Origin of the sequence: Acetobacter fallax (assembly GCF_011516735.1) — a bacterium.
GTDB lineage: Bacteria > Pseudomonadota > Alphaproteobacteria > Acetobacterales > Acetobacteraceae > Acetobacter > Acetobacter fallax.
Genome location: NZ_WOSX01000002.1, coordinates 107,474 through 125,758, shown reverse-complemented (window position 1 = coordinate 125,758; position 18,285 = coordinate 107,474). Strand labels below are relative to the sequence as shown.

11 protein-coding genes are annotated in these 18,285 nt (G+C 60.4%); 7 read left to right on the top strand and 4 right to left on the bottom strand.

Features of this window, described 5'->3' with window-relative positions; genetic code table 11:
* The first annotated feature begins 111 nt into the window (after positions 1-111).
* From aroE to GOB85_RS02565, 3 genes are all read left to right on the top strand, one after another.
* On the top strand, positions 112-969 hold the full coding sequence (aroE, locus tag GOB85_RS02575) for a shikimate dehydrogenase (RefSeq protein WP_173576006.1): 858 nt from the start codon (positions 112-114) through the stop codon (positions 967-969).
* A 193-nt stretch (positions 970-1,162) separates the two neighbouring features.
* Entirely contained in the window at positions 1,163-2,566 is a 1,404-nt protein-coding gene (locus GOB85_RS02570; protein WP_242011248.1) for a sugar porter family MFS transporter, read from the top strand.
* 225 nt (positions 2,567-2,791) lie between these two features.
* Positions 2,792-4,384 (top strand): oleate hydratase, encoded by a 1,593-nt coding sequence (locus GOB85_RS02565; RefSeq protein ID WP_173576008.1) that lies wholly within the window; start codon positions 2,792-2,794, stop codon positions 4,382-4,384.
* Positions 4,385-4,530: 146 nt separating this feature from the next.
* Here the strand turns inward: GOB85_RS02565 and GOB85_RS02560 are convergent, their stop codons facing one another.
* The 3 genes from GOB85_RS02560 to argE form a co-directional block, all read right to left on the bottom strand.
* Complete coding sequence (locus GOB85_RS02560; RefSeq protein WP_242011247.1) at positions 4,531-6,954, bottom strand: TonB-dependent receptor; 2,424 nt, start codon at positions 6,952-6,954, stop codon at positions 4,531-4,533.
* 676 nt (positions 6,955-7,630) lie between these two features.
* Positions 7,631-8,707, bottom strand: coding sequence for a M14 family metallopeptidase (locus GOB85_RS02555; RefSeq protein ID WP_173576009.1), 1,077 nt, complete (start codon positions 8,705-8,707; stop codon positions 7,631-7,633).
* A complete protein-coding gene (gene argE / locus GOB85_RS02550; protein WP_173576010.1) occupies positions 8,704-9,939 on the bottom strand; it encodes an acetylornithine deacetylase in 1,236 nt (411 codons plus the stop codon). The genes GOB85_RS02555 and argE overlap by 4 nt, the downstream gene beginning before the upstream one ends.
* Positions 9,940-10,090: 151 nt before the next feature.
* Between argE and GOB85_RS02545 the strand changes: the two genes are divergently transcribed.
* Both GOB85_RS02545 and GOB85_RS02540 read left to right on the top strand, forming a co-directional pair.
* On the top strand, positions 10,091-11,335 hold the full coding sequence (locus GOB85_RS02545) for a glycosyltransferase (RefSeq protein ID WP_338421620.1): 1,245 nt from the start codon (positions 10,091-10,093) through the stop codon (positions 11,333-11,335).
* The gene (locus tag GOB85_RS02540; protein ID WP_173576011.1) at positions 11,332-12,573 is read left to right on the top strand and encodes a glycosyltransferase; all 1,242 of its coding nucleotides are present in this window, start codon (positions 11,332-11,334) and stop codon (positions 12,571-12,573) included. Before GOB85_RS02545 ends, GOB85_RS02540 begins: the two co-directional genes overlap by 4 nt.
* Positions 12,574-12,751: 178 nt before the next feature.
* On the opposite strand, the gene GOB85_RS02535 is transcribed toward GOB85_RS02540, so the two are convergent.
* Positions 12,752-15,175, bottom strand: a complete 2,424-nt coding sequence (locus tag GOB85_RS02535; RefSeq protein WP_173576012.1) for a TonB-dependent receptor — start codon at positions 15,173-15,175, stop codon at positions 12,752-12,754.
* Positions 15,176-15,809: 634 nt separating this feature from the next.
* On the opposite strand from GOB85_RS02535, the gene GOB85_RS02530 reads away from it, so the two are divergent.
* Both GOB85_RS02530 and GOB85_RS02525 read left to right on the top strand, forming a co-directional pair.
* A complete protein-coding gene (locus GOB85_RS02530) occupies positions 15,810-17,327 on the top strand; it encodes a sodium:solute symporter (protein ID WP_173576013.1) in 1,518 nt (505 codons plus the stop codon).
* Positions 17,328-17,361: 34 nt separating this feature from the next.
* Positions 17,362-18,279, top strand: a complete 918-nt coding sequence (locus GOB85_RS02525) for an N-acetylmuramic acid 6-phosphate etherase (RefSeq protein ID WP_242011236.1) — start codon at positions 17,362-17,364, stop codon at positions 18,277-18,279.
* The last annotated feature ends 6 nt before the right edge of the window (positions 18,280-18,285 follow it).

Genomic DNA, 18,285 nt, shown 5'->3' with positions numbered 1-18,285 from the left:
TCTCCTGCGGGTTGGCGCGCCTGTGTTCTGGTGGAGATTTTCTCTTGCATCATCTGGTCCGCCGGCCTTTGATTGCATAGCTATGCAATTTTATCCGGATGGAGCGCCGTCATGAGCAGCCAGAGTTTTCTCAGTATTCTGACGGGATCTTTTTCAACGCCCTGTGCGGATAATCCGACGGTGGCGATGATTGAGGCGGGGTATCGTGAGGCGGGGATTGAGGCGCGTTACATCAACTGCGATGTGAAGCCGGATGGGCTGGCGGCGGCGGTGGCTGGCGCGGTGGCGATGGAGTGGGCGGGGTTTAACTGCTCGCTGCCGCATAAGGTGGCGGTGATCGATCATCTGGACGAGCTGGCTGAGTCGGCGAAGATTATTGGCGCGGTCAACTGTGTTTCGATCCGGGACGGGAAGCTGATCGGGGATAATACGGACGGGAAGGGTTTTCTGGCGTCTCTGAAAGAGGTGACGGACCCGTCCGGGCAGCGGGTTTTGCTGCTGGGTGCGGGCGGGGCTGCGCGGGCGATTGCGGTGGAGCTTGGGCTGGCGGGGGCGGCTCATATCACGGTGGTGAATCGTGATCCGAAGAAGGCTGAGACGATTGCGGCGCTGGTTCGTGGCAGCACGGAGTGTGAGGCGGAGGCGCGGCTGTGGGAGGGGGATGCCGGGGTGCCGGAGGATGTCGGGATTGTGATCAATGCGACGTCGATCGGGCTGGGAGATGCGGAGGCGATGCCGCCGGTGGCATTGAAGACGTTGCGGAAAGGTCTTGTTGTTGCCGATGTCATTCCGAATCCACCGAAGACGAAGCTGCTGCGGCAGGCGAAGGAGCGGGGCTGCACGACGCTCGACGGGCTGGGGATGCTTGTGAACCAGGGGGTGATCGGGGTGGAGTTGTGGCTGGGCAGGACGCTTGACGCGGGGGTGATGCAGAAGACGCTTCAGGAGATTTTCGGGGCTTCTGAGTAACAGTGCGCGGACTCTTCAGGGTGTTGTTCTGAAGTCTGCGAAGGGTTTGATTCCTTTTTATTGAATGGGGTGCGGGAGGCCGTGGCTTCTGCCGGAGGTGGGGCGGGTGCCTGTTGCTGCCCGCATCAGAGAGGACAGTGTGATGGCGATCGCTTCAGGGAGGCAGGCCGGATCTGGTCTTCGTGACAGGGCGATGTCCTGTGTGCCGGAGTTTGAGGCGCTGGGGGACCGGCGCTCGGCGGCGGCTCGGTATGTGCGGATGGCGGCGGCTGTTGCGGCGGCGGGCGGGCTGCTGTTCGGGTATGACACAGGGATCATTGCGTCGGCGCTGATTTTTGTGACGCAGAGTTTTTCGCTGACGACCGGCGGGCAGGAATGGGTTGCGGCGGCGCTGAATATCGGGGCGATTTTCGGGGCTGTGCTGAGCGGGCCGGTTTCGGACCGGTTTGGGCGGCGGCCGGCGGTGATGATGGCGGCGGGGGTGTTCATTCTGGCGTCATTTGGCTGCGGGCTGGCGCCGGGGGTGGGGACGCTGATTTTCGCGCGGCTGTGGCTGGGTGTGGCGATTGGCGCGACGACGCAGATTGTGCCGGTTTATGTGGCGGAACTGGCGCCGGCGGAGCGGCGGGGCGGACTGGTCTCGCTGTTTCAGCTTGTGTTTTCTCTTGGTCTGCTCTCGGCATTTTTTGTCGGATATGAGCTCTCGGGGATGCGCGAGTGCTGGCGGCCGATGTTTATGCTCGGGGCGGTTCCGGCGGTGTTTCTCGGGGTGGGGATGATGTTTCTGCCGGAGAGTCCGCGCTGGTTGCTGCATAACGGGCAGGAGAAGCGGGCGGTTGCCATTCTGTACCGGCTTCGGGGCCATTGTGACGCTGTCCGGCGCGAACTCGATGATGTGCTGGCGGTCGATCGGGCTGAGGCCGGAGGCGACTGGCGGGAACTGGGGCAGGGGTGGATGCGGCCGGCGCTGGTTGTGGCGCTGGGGATTGCGGCGTTGTCGCAGCTTTCAGGCCCGAATGTGATTGTTTATTACGCGCCGATCATTCTTTCGCAGGCGGGGCTCGGGCATTCGGCGGCGTTGCTGACATCGGTTTCGGTGGGTGTGACATCGACGGTGACGACGGCGATGGGGATTCTGCTGATCGACCGGGTGGGACGGCGGCGGATGATGCTGGTGATGTTGCCGTTTGCGGCATTGTCGCTGTTTGTGCTTGGGGCGATTTTTCTGAGTTCGGCGCCGATCGCGGGTGTTCGCATGGTGCTGATGACAGCGTCTTTGCTGGGCTATATCTTTTTCAATTTCGGGTCACTGTCGGTTGCTGTGTGGCTGGTGGGATCCGAGGTGTTTCCGCTGGCTGTGCGGAGCAGGGCGATGGGTCTGGCGAGTGCGACGGTGTGGCTGGCGGACACGATTGTCTCGCTGGTGACGCTGTCACTGGTGAATGCGCTGGGGGCGACGGGGACGTTCTGGCTGTTCGGAGCGGTCAATGTCGTCTCGTTTCTGTTTGTCTGGCGGTATGTGCCGGAGACGGCGGGGAGCAGTCTGGAGGAGATTGAGACGTCTTTGCGGGAGGGGACGTTCCGGCCTGTGCGGTGAGGTGTGTGCCGGAGGTTATGTGTCCGATTTGTAATGCTTTTCTGACCTGGATCACTCCATTTTTTCGTTGTGCGGCGGATAGCACGTGTGTCGCAGTACGGGCGGGAAAGCAGGGATGTGCCCTGCTGGCTGCTGTCATGTCTGAGGTGCTGGTGTTCCGGGCTGCTCCTGTCTGTCCGGCGGGACGGACGTGACGAACACGGATGGAATGTCGGAGTGAATCGGATGACACGGACCAGAAACAGGGCTCCTGAAAACGCGCATGTTTATCTGATCGGGAGCGGGATTGCGGCCCTTGCGAGTGCTGTGCTGCTGATCAGGGATGCGGGGGTTCCGGGCGGGAACATTCACATTCTGGAGAAGGACCGGATTGCGGGGGGCGCTCTGGATGGCTCGGGGGATGTGGAGACAGGGTTTGTGGCGCGGGGCGGCCGGATGCATGAGCGGCATTATGCCTGTTACTGGGATCTGCTTTCCGGGATTCCGTCGCTTGAGAACCCGGATGTGTCTGTTGCCGAGGAAACATTCGAGTTTAATGAACGGCTGATTTCAAATGGTCAGGCGCGGCTGCTGAAGGGTGGGAAACGTCTGGATGTGTCGTCTTACGGGCTGTCGCTGGCGCAGCAGGGGCGGTTGCTGAAACTGGTTTATGAATCCGAGGTCTCTCTGGGGGACCGGAAGATTGAGGACTGGTTCGACGGGGCGTTTTTCGAGACGAATTTCTGGTTCATCTGGTCAACGATGTTTGCGTTTCAGCGGTGGAGCAGTCTGGCTGAGATGCGTCGGTATATGCGGCGTTTCATTCATATGGTGGAGGGGCTGCCGCGACTGGGCGGGGTGCTGCGGACGAAATATGAGCAGTATCATTCTGTTGTCGTGCCATTGCAGAGATGGCTGGAGAATAAAGGGGTTGATGTTCAGTTCGGCAAGGAAGTGGTCGATCTTGATTTTGAGACGTCTGGTGGGGAAAAGCGGGCGACTGTTCTGCATCTTGCCGATGGTGGGAGCATTACGCTCGGGGCGAATAATTATGTTTTCGCGACGCTGGGATCGATCACGGAGAGCAGTGATAACGGGGCGTGGGACCGGGTGCCGGTTCTGAAGGGGGTTGAGGACTCCGGGTCGTGGAAGCTGTGGGAGACGATTGCTGCAAAGGACACGGGTTTCGGGAATCCGTCGCCGTTCTGCGGTCACGTTGACGGATCGAAGTGGTATTCGTTTACGGCGACGCTGAAGGACCCGGTTTTTCATGATTACATGGAAGAGTTTTCCGGCAATCTGTCCGGGACGGGTGGCCTGGTGACGCTGACGGATTCAAACTGGCTGATGTCGTTTGTCATTGCGCGTCAGCCGCATTTTCCGAACCAGCCACGGGATGTGAAGATTTTCTGGGGATATGGGCTTTATCCCGACCGGAAGGGGAATTTCGTCGATAAGACGATGGCGGAGTGCACGGGAAAGGAGATTCTCGACGAATTGTGGGGGCATCTGAAGATTCAGGATCTGATGAAGCCGTTTGTCGATGAGGGGAAGGTGAACTGCGTTCCTGTTGCGATGCCGTTTGTGGATGCGTTGTTCATGGCACGGAAGATCGGGGACCGGCCGGATGTGTTGCCGGAAGGGGCGGCGAATTTTGCTTTCCTCGGTCAGTTTGTTGAGGCGCCGCATGACTGTGTGTTTACGGTCGAGTATTCGGTGCGGACGGCGCAGATGGCGGTTTATGGATTGTTTGAGACCGGAAAAGAGGTGATTCCGGTTTATGATTCGATCCATAATCCGAGATATCTGATTGATGCGGCCCGCGCGATCAGCCGGTAATGCCGGAGGTTGTGAAGATTGACCTGTGGATGAGGGTATCCGGGCTCAGCCTGGACCCGGCAGGGACCGCAGGCCCCTGCCGGGTGGTGAAACGGGTTTAACAGGAACAGAGCCTCCTGATGGCTCTGTTCCTGTCGGGTGATGCCTTAAAAGGAGGCTGACACTGTCAGGAAGAACATGCGCGGGGCGACCGGGAAGGCGGTGTACTGAGCGGATGCGTTGCTCGTGGTGAGCGTGGACCATCCTCTGGTGCCGGTCAGGTTGGTGATGTTTCCTTGTACGCGCAGGCCTTTGACGTGGGGGATGCCTTCGATGGTGTAGCTGGCGTTCATGCTGAACATCGGATAGCCATCGGCCCAGAGATCGTTAGTGAATGTTGTGTATCGTTTTCCGATCACGTCACCGATGAACTGGGCATTGAAACGGCCCCAGTCGGTTGAGGCGACAAACTTTTCGGTCCACGCGGGCACGCCGACGACGTCTTTTCCGGCTGTGTGGACGGTTGAGGTGCCGTTTGAATAGTTATCGTTATAGACAGACTTGTTATAGGACAGGGCGTTGTAGAACGAGAAGTGGCGCCCGAACCGCAGGGTGAAGGACAGATCCATGCCGTCGGTTGAGACAGAGCCGACATTGGTCAGGATCGTAGCGCTTCCCACGATCGATGCGAGGTTGGGAGACGAGGAGACCGAGAGCAGGCGATTGGAGAAGTGGACGTGATAATACTCGACCTGACCGCTGATGTTTGTCAGCGGGCCTGCGTTGACGTTGCGGTTTGTCCGGAAACCGGTTTCATAGGTCCATGATGTTTCCGGTTTTCCGTGGCGTTTGAAATCCTCGAAGGCGGCCTGACTGGTGACGCCCCAGGGGGTTGCGTTTCCGTAGCCGGCGTCTTCGAATGACCGCATGTTTTCCTGAATATTTGCGAACCACTGCTCATGTGGCGTGATGTTCCACAATGCGCCGAAGGACGGCAGGAAGGGCCGGACGGCGGCGATGGTGCCTCCGGGGACCGTGACGGCGGAGCTTGGCGACAGGGAGCCCGGGAGGCCGGCGACCGGGAGTGTTCCGTTGGTGTAGACGAGTTCGGATTTGAAGCCGGCGTTCAGTGAGAAGTTCTTTGAGATCTTCCAGGTATCCTGGAGATGGGTCGTCCATGTGTTGGTGTAGAAATTGTTGGTGTACTGGTCGATCAGGGCGTTCTGCTGCCGCTCATAGGGGGTGGTCGGGTCGTTGATGTCGAAGGCGTACCAGCGCCGGGCCTGGGTGTTGTTGTTACGTTCGTACCAGCCGCCCAGTTCAATGGTGTGCTGACCGAGATGGTAATGCAGGGTCGACATGATGCCGCCGCGATTATCCCAGTATTCTGTTGTGCGGGTGGCCATACCGGAGCCGCCGAAGGCCTGCGACAGTTCGGACGACGACTGGTTGGGAAAATAGGCCCCGAACAGGGTTGGCAGTCCGGCCGCGCTGATCGGGCCCGCGACAACGCCTTCACCGAGATCGTGATGATAGTAGATCTGGTTATCCCAGTGGAGATTGCTGGTGAAATCGTGGGTCCATTTTACGTAGGCGAGGAAATCCTGGCGCTGGGCGGCGGAATAATAATTCCGGTAGTTGAGCCCGGACGACGTGTAAGCGGTGGAATTCTGATAGTATTTTACCGCTTCGGCAAGGTTGGGATACATGAACGGGCGGACATACAGATTTGTCCCGCCGGTATTGACGATTCCGTCTTCATTCGGCTCGACTTTATCGGACCAGTCGAAGAATCCTGTGATTTTATCTTTGCTGCTCTGGTGGACGAATTTCGCATTCACCTGATTTCCGCCCTGATGTCCGGCGAAATCCCATGCGCGGGCGTCCTGACGGCCCCATGACACATAGGCGGAGTTGCCGTTGCCGAGATCGCCGGTATCGATGCGGGCGAAGGTGCGGAAGGTTGACCAGCTTCCGAAGGTCTGACTGATCTGCGCCCCGAACTGGTGTAGCGGGTCCTGTGTGGTGAATTCCAGCGTGCCGCCGAGGTTACTGGTCGAGGCGGTTCCGAGAGCGCCTGCGCCGGTTGAGACGGAAGCTGAACCGATATTCTCGCTGATGGCGGCACGCTGAGGGCTCAGGCCGTTATAGTTGCCGTAATCCTGATCGCCCAGGGGAACGCCATCGAGTGTGTATCCGAGCTGGTTTTTACTGAAGCCGTGGATGAACAGGGAGGAGTTCTGTTCGTTATTTCCCCATGGATCGGAATTCTGGAAGACAACGCCGGGAAGGATTTCGAGTGCCTTTATGGGGTTCATGCCCGGGAGAAGGCGCTGTATTTCCTGGTGGCCGACGGTTTGTTCGGAGCGGGTGCGATGACCGGTGGCCATGATCTGCTCGATGGCTTCGGATCGCGTTCCTGTGGACCTGCCGGTGACGGGTGCTTTCCGGCGAGGCGGGGACGCTTTCGCTTCTTTCGCAGGCTGTCCTTCAGGCGATGTTTCTGAAGCGGGATGATGTTTTGCGGGCGTGGAACGTTTTGCCTCTGCCGTGTGCGCGAAGGCAAGCAGAGACAGGGACGATGCTGACATCAGGCACGCGCGGAAAAAGATAGTCACGTTCTGTCATGCTCCCTGAATTCGGATCGGATGTCGAACGGGCTGCTAACAGAAATGAGTTCCGGGGAATGTGAAGGTTACGTGACGGAGCCTTTCTGGCGGGGAGGCCGGAGTTGCTGCGTGGCCTGTGTGTGGGAGCATCCGGGCTCAGCCCGGACCCGGCAGGGACCGCAGTCCCCTGCCCCCCGGTTTTGCTGATCATAAAACGGTTTGCAAAGGCGAGCTTTTGCCGGGTTCCAGGGCAGAGCCCTGCCAGTCCCGCACCTGCCGGTCTCACACAGGTCAAAGGCCTATTACAAACAAACCGGGGTGAAGGGGTCTGCGACCCCTTTCGGGTTCGGGCGGCGCCCGGTCTTTTTCTCATTCCTGAAGAAATAAGATTCAACACATGACGCGGACCGGGTCGTTGCTGACAAATGATGTCTGACACATCAGAGGGACCGTGACGGGCGGGCGTGCCGCGCACGCCGGAGCCAGGGGGAACGGGGAGGGTAACTTTTGGTGTGATGGCCGGGTCGGGTGCCGGAGCTGGTTGTTCGAGGGCCTGAGCGTCTGCCGTGATGGGGGTGGCCAGGGTGAGGAGCGGACCCGGGAGATGTATGGGGCTCAGGGAGCGGGTGGACGTGGTGTTTGCTGCTGGGGGCCAGCGTCAGGTTGCGGAAGGCGGCAGCAGGCGGGCGAGGCGGACGGCGGTATGGCCCCGGGCGGTTCGGAAATTCGGAATGACAAGCAGGCAGTTATCGTAAGGAGTCCGGATTTCGTCGGAGCCGTCCCGGGCGATCACGGTGCCGCGTTCGGGGATGATCTGGCCGCTCTGGACGGTGTGGAGGAAGGTGAAGCTGGCGGTGTGGGCGACGACGCGGTCAGTGACGGTGGCCTGCCTGGGTTCGGGAAGTGGCCCTGGTATGGTGTCTGTGAGACGGGTGAGGGCGAGGAAGCGGGTGGTGGTTTCGCGGGTTACGGCGAGGGTTGAGCGGGTCCAGTGCTGACCGGCTTCGAGGAGGCAGGCGCGGGCGTGTGTGGCGGGGCTGGTGAAATGAGGGTTGTCGATGAGGCGGGGGCCGGTGGCGTGGCCGCAATCGCTGACGACGAGGGGCGGTGTTCCGGTTTTGGTGGCGAGGGCGAGGCCGCCGGGGCCAGGGCCGGCGAGGAACATGGGGGCAGCGGGCCAGAGCATGGAATGGAGATCAAGGAGGGTATCGACGGTTTCGATATAGGGCAGGAGGGCGGCGACCCTGCTGCGTTCTGCTGAGGGTGTTCCGGTGGTCAGGAGATTTCGGCACCAGAGGCGGTTCATATCCTCATCGATAAAGCGCGAGGCGGTGGGGCAGGTGCTGCTGAAGCGGTCGAAGGCGTCGAGGTTGAGGAAGATGAGGGAGAGGGTGCCGCGTTTCGGGGTGAAGGCGGACCGGAGGAGGTCGGCCAGGACGATGGCGCCGGCGTATTCGTTGCCGTGCATGAGGGCAGTGAGGGCGACATGCGGACCGGGTGCCGGGCTTCGGAACTGGTGGACGCCTGGGAGGCCGGTATTGCCGGTGCGCCAGGGGGAGAGGTCTGGCGGTTCGATTTCGATGGGGAAGGAAGGGAGTTTGGGCGGCGTTGGCGGGAGTTTGTCTGACAGCCGGTGGACGGGCACGCGGATGGGACCGTTTTCTGTTGTGCTGGTCTGTATGATCCGGGCGGGGGCATCGGACGGGACGCAGGCGCCGGGTTTTCTGAGTATCATGGGATGGTTTCGGGAGAGAGGCAGACGCGGCGCACCATGTCGCGGAGGAAGGCGTCGCAGCGTGTGAGCTGGTCGCGTTCGATCCATTCATCGGGGCGGTGGGCCTGTTCGATGCTGCCGGGGCCGCAGACGATGCTGTTCATGCCGGCCTGCTGGTAGATTCCCGCTTCTGTTCCGTAGGAGACGAAGCCTTCGGTGTTGCTGCCGGCGGCCTGGCGGACGGTGGTGGCGAGCGGGTCGTTTGCGGAGAGGGCGAGCGGGGGGAGTTCGTTGAGAATTTCGAAGGTGAGGCCGCAGGCGGGGTCGGCCTGTTTCATCCACTGGCCGGTGGTTTTGCTGAGAGCGTTTTCCATGCGGGCGAGGAGGGCGTGGGCATCATCGCCGGGGACGGTGCGCCATTCGATGTCGGCCTCGGCGTATTCCGGGATGATGTTCAGTGCGGTGCCGCCACGGGCGATTCCGATCTGGATGGTGCTGTTGGGGGGATCGAAGCCGTCCACCTGGCGGCCTTCGATAGCGAGGCGGCGGGCTTCGGCGGCGACCCATGCCATGGCTTCGCCGAGGGCATGGAGGGCGTTGACGCCTTCATCGGGGCGTGAGGAGTGGCCGGGTTTGCCCTGCACTGTGAGGCGGACGGCGAGGCGGCCTTTATGGGCGATGACGGGGACCATGAGGGTGGGTTCGCCGACGACGCACCATTCGGGGAGGAGGCCGTGGTCTGTTGCGTCTTTCATGGCGATACGGGCGCCGTCACAGGTGATTTCCTCATCGAAGGTGAAAAGCATGTGGACGGGTTTGGCGAGTGGCATGCGGATGATGTCGGGGACGGCGGCGAGCATGCAGGCGACGTAGCCTTTCATGTCGGCGGCGCCGCGCGCAACAAGCCGGCTACCGTCTTCGCGCAGGGTGAACGGATCGGAGGTCCAGTCCTGGCCTGTGACGGGGACGGTATCGACATGACCGGCGAAGGCGAGGCCGCCTTTTGTGTGCGGGCCGATGATGGCGTGGAGGTTGGCTTTGGTGCCGTCCTGGTTGTGGCTGAGGCTCCAGAGGACGCCGTGGGCGTCCATCCACTGGCCGATCCACGTGATGAGGGGCAGATCGGTGAGGGCACTGGTGGTATTGAAGGAGACGACATGGGCCAGCAGCGCGGCGCTGTTGGTGGTGCCGGTCGCCGGTGGGGCTGGCGCTGGAATGGCGGGCGTGCGGGAGCGGTCCGTGGCGTTGTCCATGGGAGAGAGTATTCACGTCTGGCAGGATGGCTGCAATCCCGTTCGGGCTGCTGGCGTGGCGATGGACTTTCAAGGCGGGCGAAGAGCGCCTATCGTCCGGGCAACACGTTTCGTTTCAATAGTGTGATCGGATGGGGAGCCGGACCGGGTTGTGAGCAGGGCGTTTCATCCGTTGCATAGTCTCTGGCGGCGTCTTCCCGCGGAGCGCAGACGACGGAGTTTTGCGGCCCTGACGGCCTTTATGGCTCCGAAGGTGGCTTTGCCGGGGCCTGTTTCTGACGGTCATGTGATTGTCGGGGGCGAAATTGGCCGGGAGTCCGGTCTGGGCGAGGCGGCCCGGATTATGTTGCGGGCTTATGAGGGATCGGGCGTTCCCGCGACAGCTTTGCGGGCGGGGTTGCTGGAGGGGACGGAGGTTCCTGTCATGGCGCCGGATGACGGCGGCAGGCGGGCGGCGCTGATATTATTTGTGAATTCTCCGTTTTTGCCGGCGGTTCTGCTTCGGCTGGGGCGGCGGTTTCTTCGTAACCGGCGGATTATCGGGTACTGGCACTGGGAGTTGCCGACCTTGCCGCCGTTATGGCGGCCTGGTGCGGGTTGTGTGCATGAGGTGTGGACGTCGTCCCGGTTCAGCGCTTCGGCGCTTGAGGGGCTGGCGCCTGGACGGGTGCGGGTTGTGCCGCATGCGCTGGCGGCGAACCCTGTGCGGCCGGCGGTGATGGACAGGTCGGCGTTCGGGCTGCCGGACGGGGCGGTTGTGGTTCTGGTGTCGTTCAGTCTTGCATCGAGTTTTGAGCGGAAGAATCCGCTGGCGGCCATTCGGGCGTTTCGCGCGGCGTTCGGGGATCGGCCGGATCGTGTGCTGCTGCTGAAGGTGGCGCATGGCGGGCAGTATCCCGGGGATATGGCGCGGCTGCGGGCGGCGACTGGCGGTGCTGCGAATATTCGTGTCGAGGAGAGGCTTTTTCCGGTGGAGGAGTCTTATGCGCTGATCCGGTGTGCGGATATTGTTCTGTCTCTGCATCGCAGTGAGGGTTTTGGACTGGTGCCGGCGGAGGCGATGCTGCTGGGGCGGACGGTGATTGCGACGGACTGGTCTGCGACGGCGGAGTTTCTGTCTCCTGACTGCGGGATTCCGGTTCCGTATCGTCTTATTCCGGCGCGCGATCCGCGTGGGGTATTTGAGGCGGAGGGGGCAGTCTGGGCGGATGCGGATCTGCATGCGGCGGTGAGTGCGTTGCATCGGGCGGCGGAGGATGTGGCGTTGCGGCAGCGGCTTGGGGCGCGGGCGGCTGAAGTGGCGCGGGAGCGGTTTTCGGGGACGGAGCTGATGGCGGCGACGCGGGCTTTGTCGGTGTTGCCGGGGCATGTCGGGATGTCGGGTCTGGCCGGATGAGCCGGATTCTGGTCTGGCAGTGGGGACGGTACGGGGCCGGGCCGCGTTTTGCGCTGAATCTGGCCGAGGCGATCGGATCGGTGCCGGGGCAGAGCGTTGTGCTGTCTTTGTCCGGGCGGGCGGAGATTCTGAAGAGCGAGGCAGCTTCGCCGGTTTCGCTAAGTCTCGTGGAGACATATGGCAGTTTTGCGGGACTGCTGTGGCGGGTGCTGTGCGGGCCGGGTCTGGTAAGGATGCTGGTTCGGAAGTTGTCTGTATGGAAGCCTGATTTTGCGATCTGTGCGATGACAGGTCCGCTGGATTTTCTGATGCAGATTGCCTTACGGCGGGCGGGTGTACCGTATGTCGTGGTGGTGCATGACGCGGTGGCGCATCCGGGGGACGGCTTTCCGTTTCAGCTGATGTTGCAGCGGCTTTTATTGCGTCGTGCGGATGTGCTGGTGGCGCTGAGCGCGCATGTGGCCGGTCAGTTGCGGCGGCAGGTGGCGTTGCGCGGGCGGGATGTTCTGATGTCGTCTCATCCGCCGTTTGATTATTCTTCCGGGAGTGACGGGATTTTCCCCTGGGGTGGGCGGCGGCGGCCCGGTCCGGTCCGGTTGCTGATGTTTGGCCGGTTGCTTGCTTACAAGGGGCTTGATCTGCTGCTTGAGGCACTGGTGCTGCTGCCTCCGGGGCTGGAGTTTGAGTGCCGTATTGTCGGACGTGGGCCTGAGTCCGCGACGTTGCGGTCTCTGGCGACGCTGCCGCATGTGCGGGTGGAGAACCGCTGGGTACCGGAGAAAGAGGTTGGGGCGCTGATCGGGTGGGCGGATGTGATGTTGCTGCCGTATCGGGAGGCGAGTCAGAGTGGGGTGGGGGCGACGGCGCTGGCGGCCGGACGGTGGGTTTTGTCGACGAATGTTGGTGGACTGGCCGAGCAGTTTCGGGATGCGCCGCAGAGTTATCTGTGTGATCCGACGGCGCGGGCGTTTTCGGCAGTGCTGGAGCGGCTGATTGCGGCCCAGCCTTTGCAATTGGTGGTGCCTGATGGGCGGGGGAGTGACGAGTGGCGGGCCGTGGCGGCGCGGCTGGTGGCGGGGATTGAGGGGGCGCTGGGTGTGGTGCGCGATGAGGTGGAGTTGCTGGATCGCATGGCGGGGAGTGCGGATCTGATTGAGGGCGGGGTTGTCGGGGTGGGGTATTCTGCTCCGGAACCTGGCAGAGAGATTATACCAGAGGTTGTGAAGACTGACCTGTAGATATGAGAGTCTCCGGGCTTAGTTTTGACTCGGCAGGGACCGCAGGCCCCTGCACCCCGATTGATTAATCATAAAATGGTTTCCAGAGGTCTGTGACCTTTGGTGGGTTCCAGGGCAAAGCCCTGCCAGTCCTGCACCGGCCGGTCTCACACAGGTCAAAGGCCGGATCCTCTGGCGTTCAGAAGCCGGTTGAGACGGACACGACGCCGGCAAAGCCGCCGCCCACGTTGTAGGTTGGTGCTGTGCCGGCAACCTCTGTTCCATAAATGCCACGGACAGCCTTCGCATTTGTCGAAACGGAGTATGTTGACGACAGATAGCCTGAGTTTCCCAGGCCCAGGTTGACCAGGTTCAGCTGGATTTGCGGATGTTGAAAATATGACCAGGAATGGAAACGGTATCCCAGCCCGATATTGAGTGTCTGGTAGGCCGGATATTTCTGATCGTTCATGAAGGTTGAATACTGGCTGCTGACATAATTGAAGAGAAGGTTTCCGAAGATCGTTCCGTTATCGTATAAAAGTCCGACGGATGCCGTGAATTCAGGTGTGTTCACTGCCATTTTTCCGGCAGTTGGCAGATAGTCTCCGTTGGAGGCGCGGAGATTGTTGTCGATGGTTGCGTGGAGATACTGTCCTGATACATAGGGGCTGAAATGGTGCCAGGGGCGCAGGCCGACTTCGATTGTCGCGCCGCGGGATGTCTGGCCGCCGCCGTTGATGGAAGAACTGACCATGGCGCCGCCCACGACTGCTGTTGTGGAGACCTGCCTGTTTGTAAAATTGTAGTTGAAAAGGGAAATATTCACGTTTGCAAGGCCGGTGTGCCGGTAGCCGATTTCTTCGGAGATTGAATATTCCGGACGCAGGTTTGAGGCATGGCCCCGGCTCTGCTTTCCTGTGGCGACACTGATGAAATCAGCATAGGTCGGCCAGCCGGCCGGTTCTGCGAAGCCGGTAGTTCCGTTGATGAAGATCTGATCGTCCGGTGTGATGCGATAGCTGGCCGTTACCTGCGGCAATGGCACGGCATCACTGTTGCCGTTGATATAATTTTGCAGGCCTGGCATCAGCTGGGTCAGCTTTCTTGACACCATCACTTCGCGGAAGGCGGCGGTCAGCACCAGCCGATCGTTCAGGGCTTTGTATTCATCGGTGATAAACGCTGAATTGGTTTGCTGCATGAAATTGATATTGTAGCTGCGCAGAATATTGCCGGCGGTTGTTTTGACGGGGTATGCGCCGGACATGGAGGCAATGTTCCCGTTCGCATCTGCCGCGGCATAGGATGTTTCTTCCGGCTGGGCGTAATAAGCATACCAGTAGCCGAAGGACAGGGTGTTATGGCCTGACTTCCATGTCATGTAGGCATTGATGCCTGCGTTATTTTCCTTGAACACATCATCGATCGAGACCGGGAATGTGCCGTTATAGGAGGGGGAGACATTGAGATTTCCGGCGGGAATGTTGCCGAGATAACTGCCGGTATTGCTGAGTGAGGATCCGACATCGCCATAGCCGGTTGAACGCATATAGTAAGGCGTGACGTGAAATGTCAGGCCGTGTGAGAGGTCGAAATGCATCGGTGCGCCGATGGTAATGGCATTGCGGACGTTCTGCTGGAACTTGTAATAGTTCGCGCTTCCCGGGGTATAATGTTTGTCCCAGTTGAATTTTGTTCCGTACTGATCCCACTGAGATAAGGTGGGGAATCGTGGATAGAAACTGGTCATACTGTTGTATGACACCAGAAGTTCCACGCTGTTGTTGCCCCATTCTTTCAGGGTTTTATTGTCCATGTGGTAACGGGTGGTGTAGGTCGGGCCGCGCCAGTCATTGGCATGGGTATGCGAAAAGGACGCATAGGAGCGAATGCCGCTATGTCCGAGTTCTCCGGTGTCGAAGCGGGCGAACTCGCGATCCAGACTATATGAGCCGCCGCTCAGATTCAGCATTCCCGCAGCATGATCAAGCGGGTTGCGCAGTGTCTGACTGAGTTCACCGCCAACCGCGTTATAAAGCGGCGATGTCGGGCTGGCAGATCCCTGGGTGAGGTCAACACGTTCCAGATTTTCATTGTCGACATTCTGGGTGGTGTAGAGTTTGTAATTGGACGGATCGGCGGCCGGAATTCCGTCCATGACATAGCCGATCTCGGTTTGACCCAGTCCGCGGACTGTCAGATTGATGCGCTGATCATCAAGTCCCAGCGGATCATTTTTGCCAACGGCCACGCCGGGCATGCTTGAGATCATGGAGGCTGTGTTTGTTGTCGGGGACTGCCGCGCGATGAAGTCACGGGTGAAGGCGGATCGTGCTTTGGCGATCGTTTGTGCCGGCATCATTCCGGCGCCGGTTGAATGGCCCATCGCGCCATCCGGGGATGCTTTTCGGGCGCTGATGACGATGGATTCCGGTGTTCCCTGCGCGCTCGTGGTCTGCGGCGCCGACTGGTGTGTGGCTGATGTCTGTATGGCCTGAGTTTTCTGCGCTGTCTTTCCGGCGTGGACCTCCGGCGTGGAGGCTGCTGTGGTGACGGGCGCGGGACGGGGAGGGCTGGCACCGAGTGCTGCTGTGCCGATTGTTGCGCAAGCTGTGCACAACAGAATTTCTTTTAGTCGCACATCCAGGCTCCTCTGTCACATGTTTGGGAATACCTTATTAAATCCATAGTAAATCCATTCTGCAAGATATTTCGATATCGAATTTATATCGGGGCGGGAAAATAAGAGTGTTGTTTCGAAGAGAACAGCAGTCAGAGATGAGATGGTCTGGAAATAAGAGAAAAATATTGTTTAGGGAGGAGGCGGATAAATCTCTGCTGTGACTGGAGAATGAGGCTGCTGCTGCTATGTCCCGGGCAATTTCGGCGGTGATTGGTATTGTTGTGGATGTTTTAATTCATGCCGGGTCAGTGTTGTTTCAGGGTGGTGGTCGTGTGGTTCTCGATTCGGTATCGAATCGAGGTCGTGGTGATTGCGGTGGTGGTCTTTTCGGAATCCCTGGGAATGAATGCGTGTCGTGCGGGTTTTGAAATATGTCGGGATGCTGGAAGAATGAGCTGAGGTTTGTCAGGCGGGTTATCGGTGGAAGGTGTTGTTGACAGGCGGAGTGGGGTGTTCGTGGAGAGCAGGTAATGCTGTCGCCTGTTTCGGGGTGTGAGTCTGATAAATATGCGGTAAGGTATTGTTTCGGTATTATCTAAGTGCCAGGATTGGTCGGAAGGAGAGAAAGCCGATGCGCGTTGCTGACCTTCTGGTGATTCTGATTTATTTTGCGGTCATTCCGTGGGCTGTTCTGCGACTTTCCGGAAAAGGTCAGTCGGCGGGTGGTTTTCTTTCGGCGCATCATGATCTTCCGTGGTGGGCGATCTGTCTGTCTCTTGTCGCGACTGAGACGTCCACGCTCACTTTTATCAGTGTGCCGGGGGTCGGCTATACCGGGGGTATGGTTTTTACCGGGCTCGCGGGCGGGTATCTCATCGGGCGGATCATTGTCGCTGTGTGGTTTTTGCCGCTTTACGCCAGTGGCGCCATGACGAGTGCTTATCAGTATCTGGGGCAACGGTTTGGGAAGCGTTTGCAGCGGGCTGCGTCGTTTTCTTTTCTTCTGACCCGGCTTATGGCGGAGGGGGTCCGTCTGCTGGCGGGGCTTCTGCCTGTGATGTGGCTGCTTGGGCAGACCGGTCTGCCTGTCGGGCGGTTTCCCGTTCTCGTCATCATCATGGCGTTTACGCTCCTTTATACGCTTCTGGGGGGGCTGCGCGCGGTGGTGTGGTCGGACACGATCCAGTTTGTCATTTATCTGTCCGGTGCGGCGGTCTGTGCGGTGCTTCTGGCCACTCAGATGACCGGGGCGAACTGGCACGATGTCATGGATGAGGGGTGGCTGAGGCCTTTTCACACGCTGACGCTGGCGAATGCGCTGTCTGATCCGTTTACGCCGCTGGCTGCTCTGCTGGGGGGTGGTATTATGGCGGTGGCGTCACATGGGACTGATCAGCTTATGGTTCAGCGGCTTCTTGCCGCCCGCACTCTGCGTGATGCGCGTCTTGCGCTGATTGGCAGCGCTTTTCTGGTCGGGCTGCTTTTTACGCTGCTTTCGCTGACGGGTGTCGAGCTGCGGGCGCTGTCGGGGAATGCGTCGCTGGCGGCGGCGGGGGTGCGCTCGTCTGATGAGATTTTTCCGCGCTTTATTGTTTCCGGGTTGCCTGAGGGGCTGAGCGGGTTGCTTGTCGCGGGGGTGCTGAGTGCGACGATGGGATCTCTGTCGTCCACGCTCAGTGCGATGGCCGGGGCGACGCTTACGGATTTCGGGTCTGGTCCGGCGGCGATGCTGAGTGCGGGTCTCAGGCGGATCGGGCTTCGGCCGGGTCCGCTGCTGGTTCCGCGTCTTGTCACGTTGTTCTGGGCGCTGGCGCTTGTTGGCACGGCGATGGTGTCGGGCGCGGGGGCGCAGGCGGCGATCATTCTCGGGCTGACGATCACCGGGTGGTCATGGGGGCCGGTGCTGGGCACATTTCTGGCGGGCATGATCTGGCCGGAGGCGGATAGCAGGGATGCGCTGACCGGGTTTGTTATCTCTCTTGCGGGCATGGGGGTGTTCATGATTGCGCTTCAGGTCTTCGGGTGGCACATCGCCTTTCCGTGGCTTGTTCCTCTGGGGGTCGTCATGATGCTGTTGCCGGCCCGGGTATCCATGCGCGTCCGCGGTTTTCAACGGAAAGCGCGCGCTCGTGCGGGCACCGTTCTCTGATTTACTTCTTTTCATGGAAATGACACGTGATTCTATGACCGACATCTCTCAGCCCCTTATGACGGGCACAGAATTTCAGGATCCGCGTTACGCCGATATTGATCTCTGGCCGACGGACTCGATCCTGGATGCGCTTGCGGAATCGCAGATGAGCGCCACGGCGATTGTGCGGGCGGCGGTGCCTCAGCTTGACCGGGTTGTGACCGCCGCGCGTCCGCGGCTGCTGGCGGGGGGGCGGCTGTTTTATGTGGGGGCCGGGACGTCCGGGCGGATCGGGTTGCAGGATGGTGTTGAACTGACGCCGACTTTTGGCTGGCCGCCCGAGCGGCTTGTTCTGCTGCTTGCCGGTGGTCCGGCGGCTATTTTTCAGGCGGCGGAAGGGGCCGAGGATCGCGAGGATACGGCGCGGGAGGATATTCTGGCGCATAATCCGGGGCCGGAGGATGTGGTGATTGGAATCGCCGCCAGCGGGGCGACGCCTTATACCTGCGCTGCTGTTGCCGCCGTGCGGGCCAGCGGGGCGCTGACGATCGGTGTCAGCTGCAACAGCGAGGGGCGTCTGTTGCGTGAGGCGGAACTGGCTGTGCGGATTGTGACGGGGCCGGAAGTCATTTCCGGGTCGACGCGGCTGAAGGCGGGCACGGCGCAGAAGGCTGCGCTGAATCTGCTGTCGACGACACTGATGATCCGGCTCGGGCATGTGTGGCGTGGTCAGATGGTCGATATGCGCGTTGTGAACGCCAAGCTGGAGCATCGCGCGGAACGGATGGTGCGGACTCTGACGGGGTGTTCGGCTGATGAGGCGCGTGAGGCGCTGGCAGCGACGAAGGGGAATGTGAAGCGGGCGGTTCTCGTTCGGGAGGGGCTGACGGTGGACGAAGCGGACAGGCTGCTTGAGGTGCATGGCGGGGATCTTCGTGCCGTCTTTACCGCTTCTGGCGGGGCTGGCTGAGAGGCG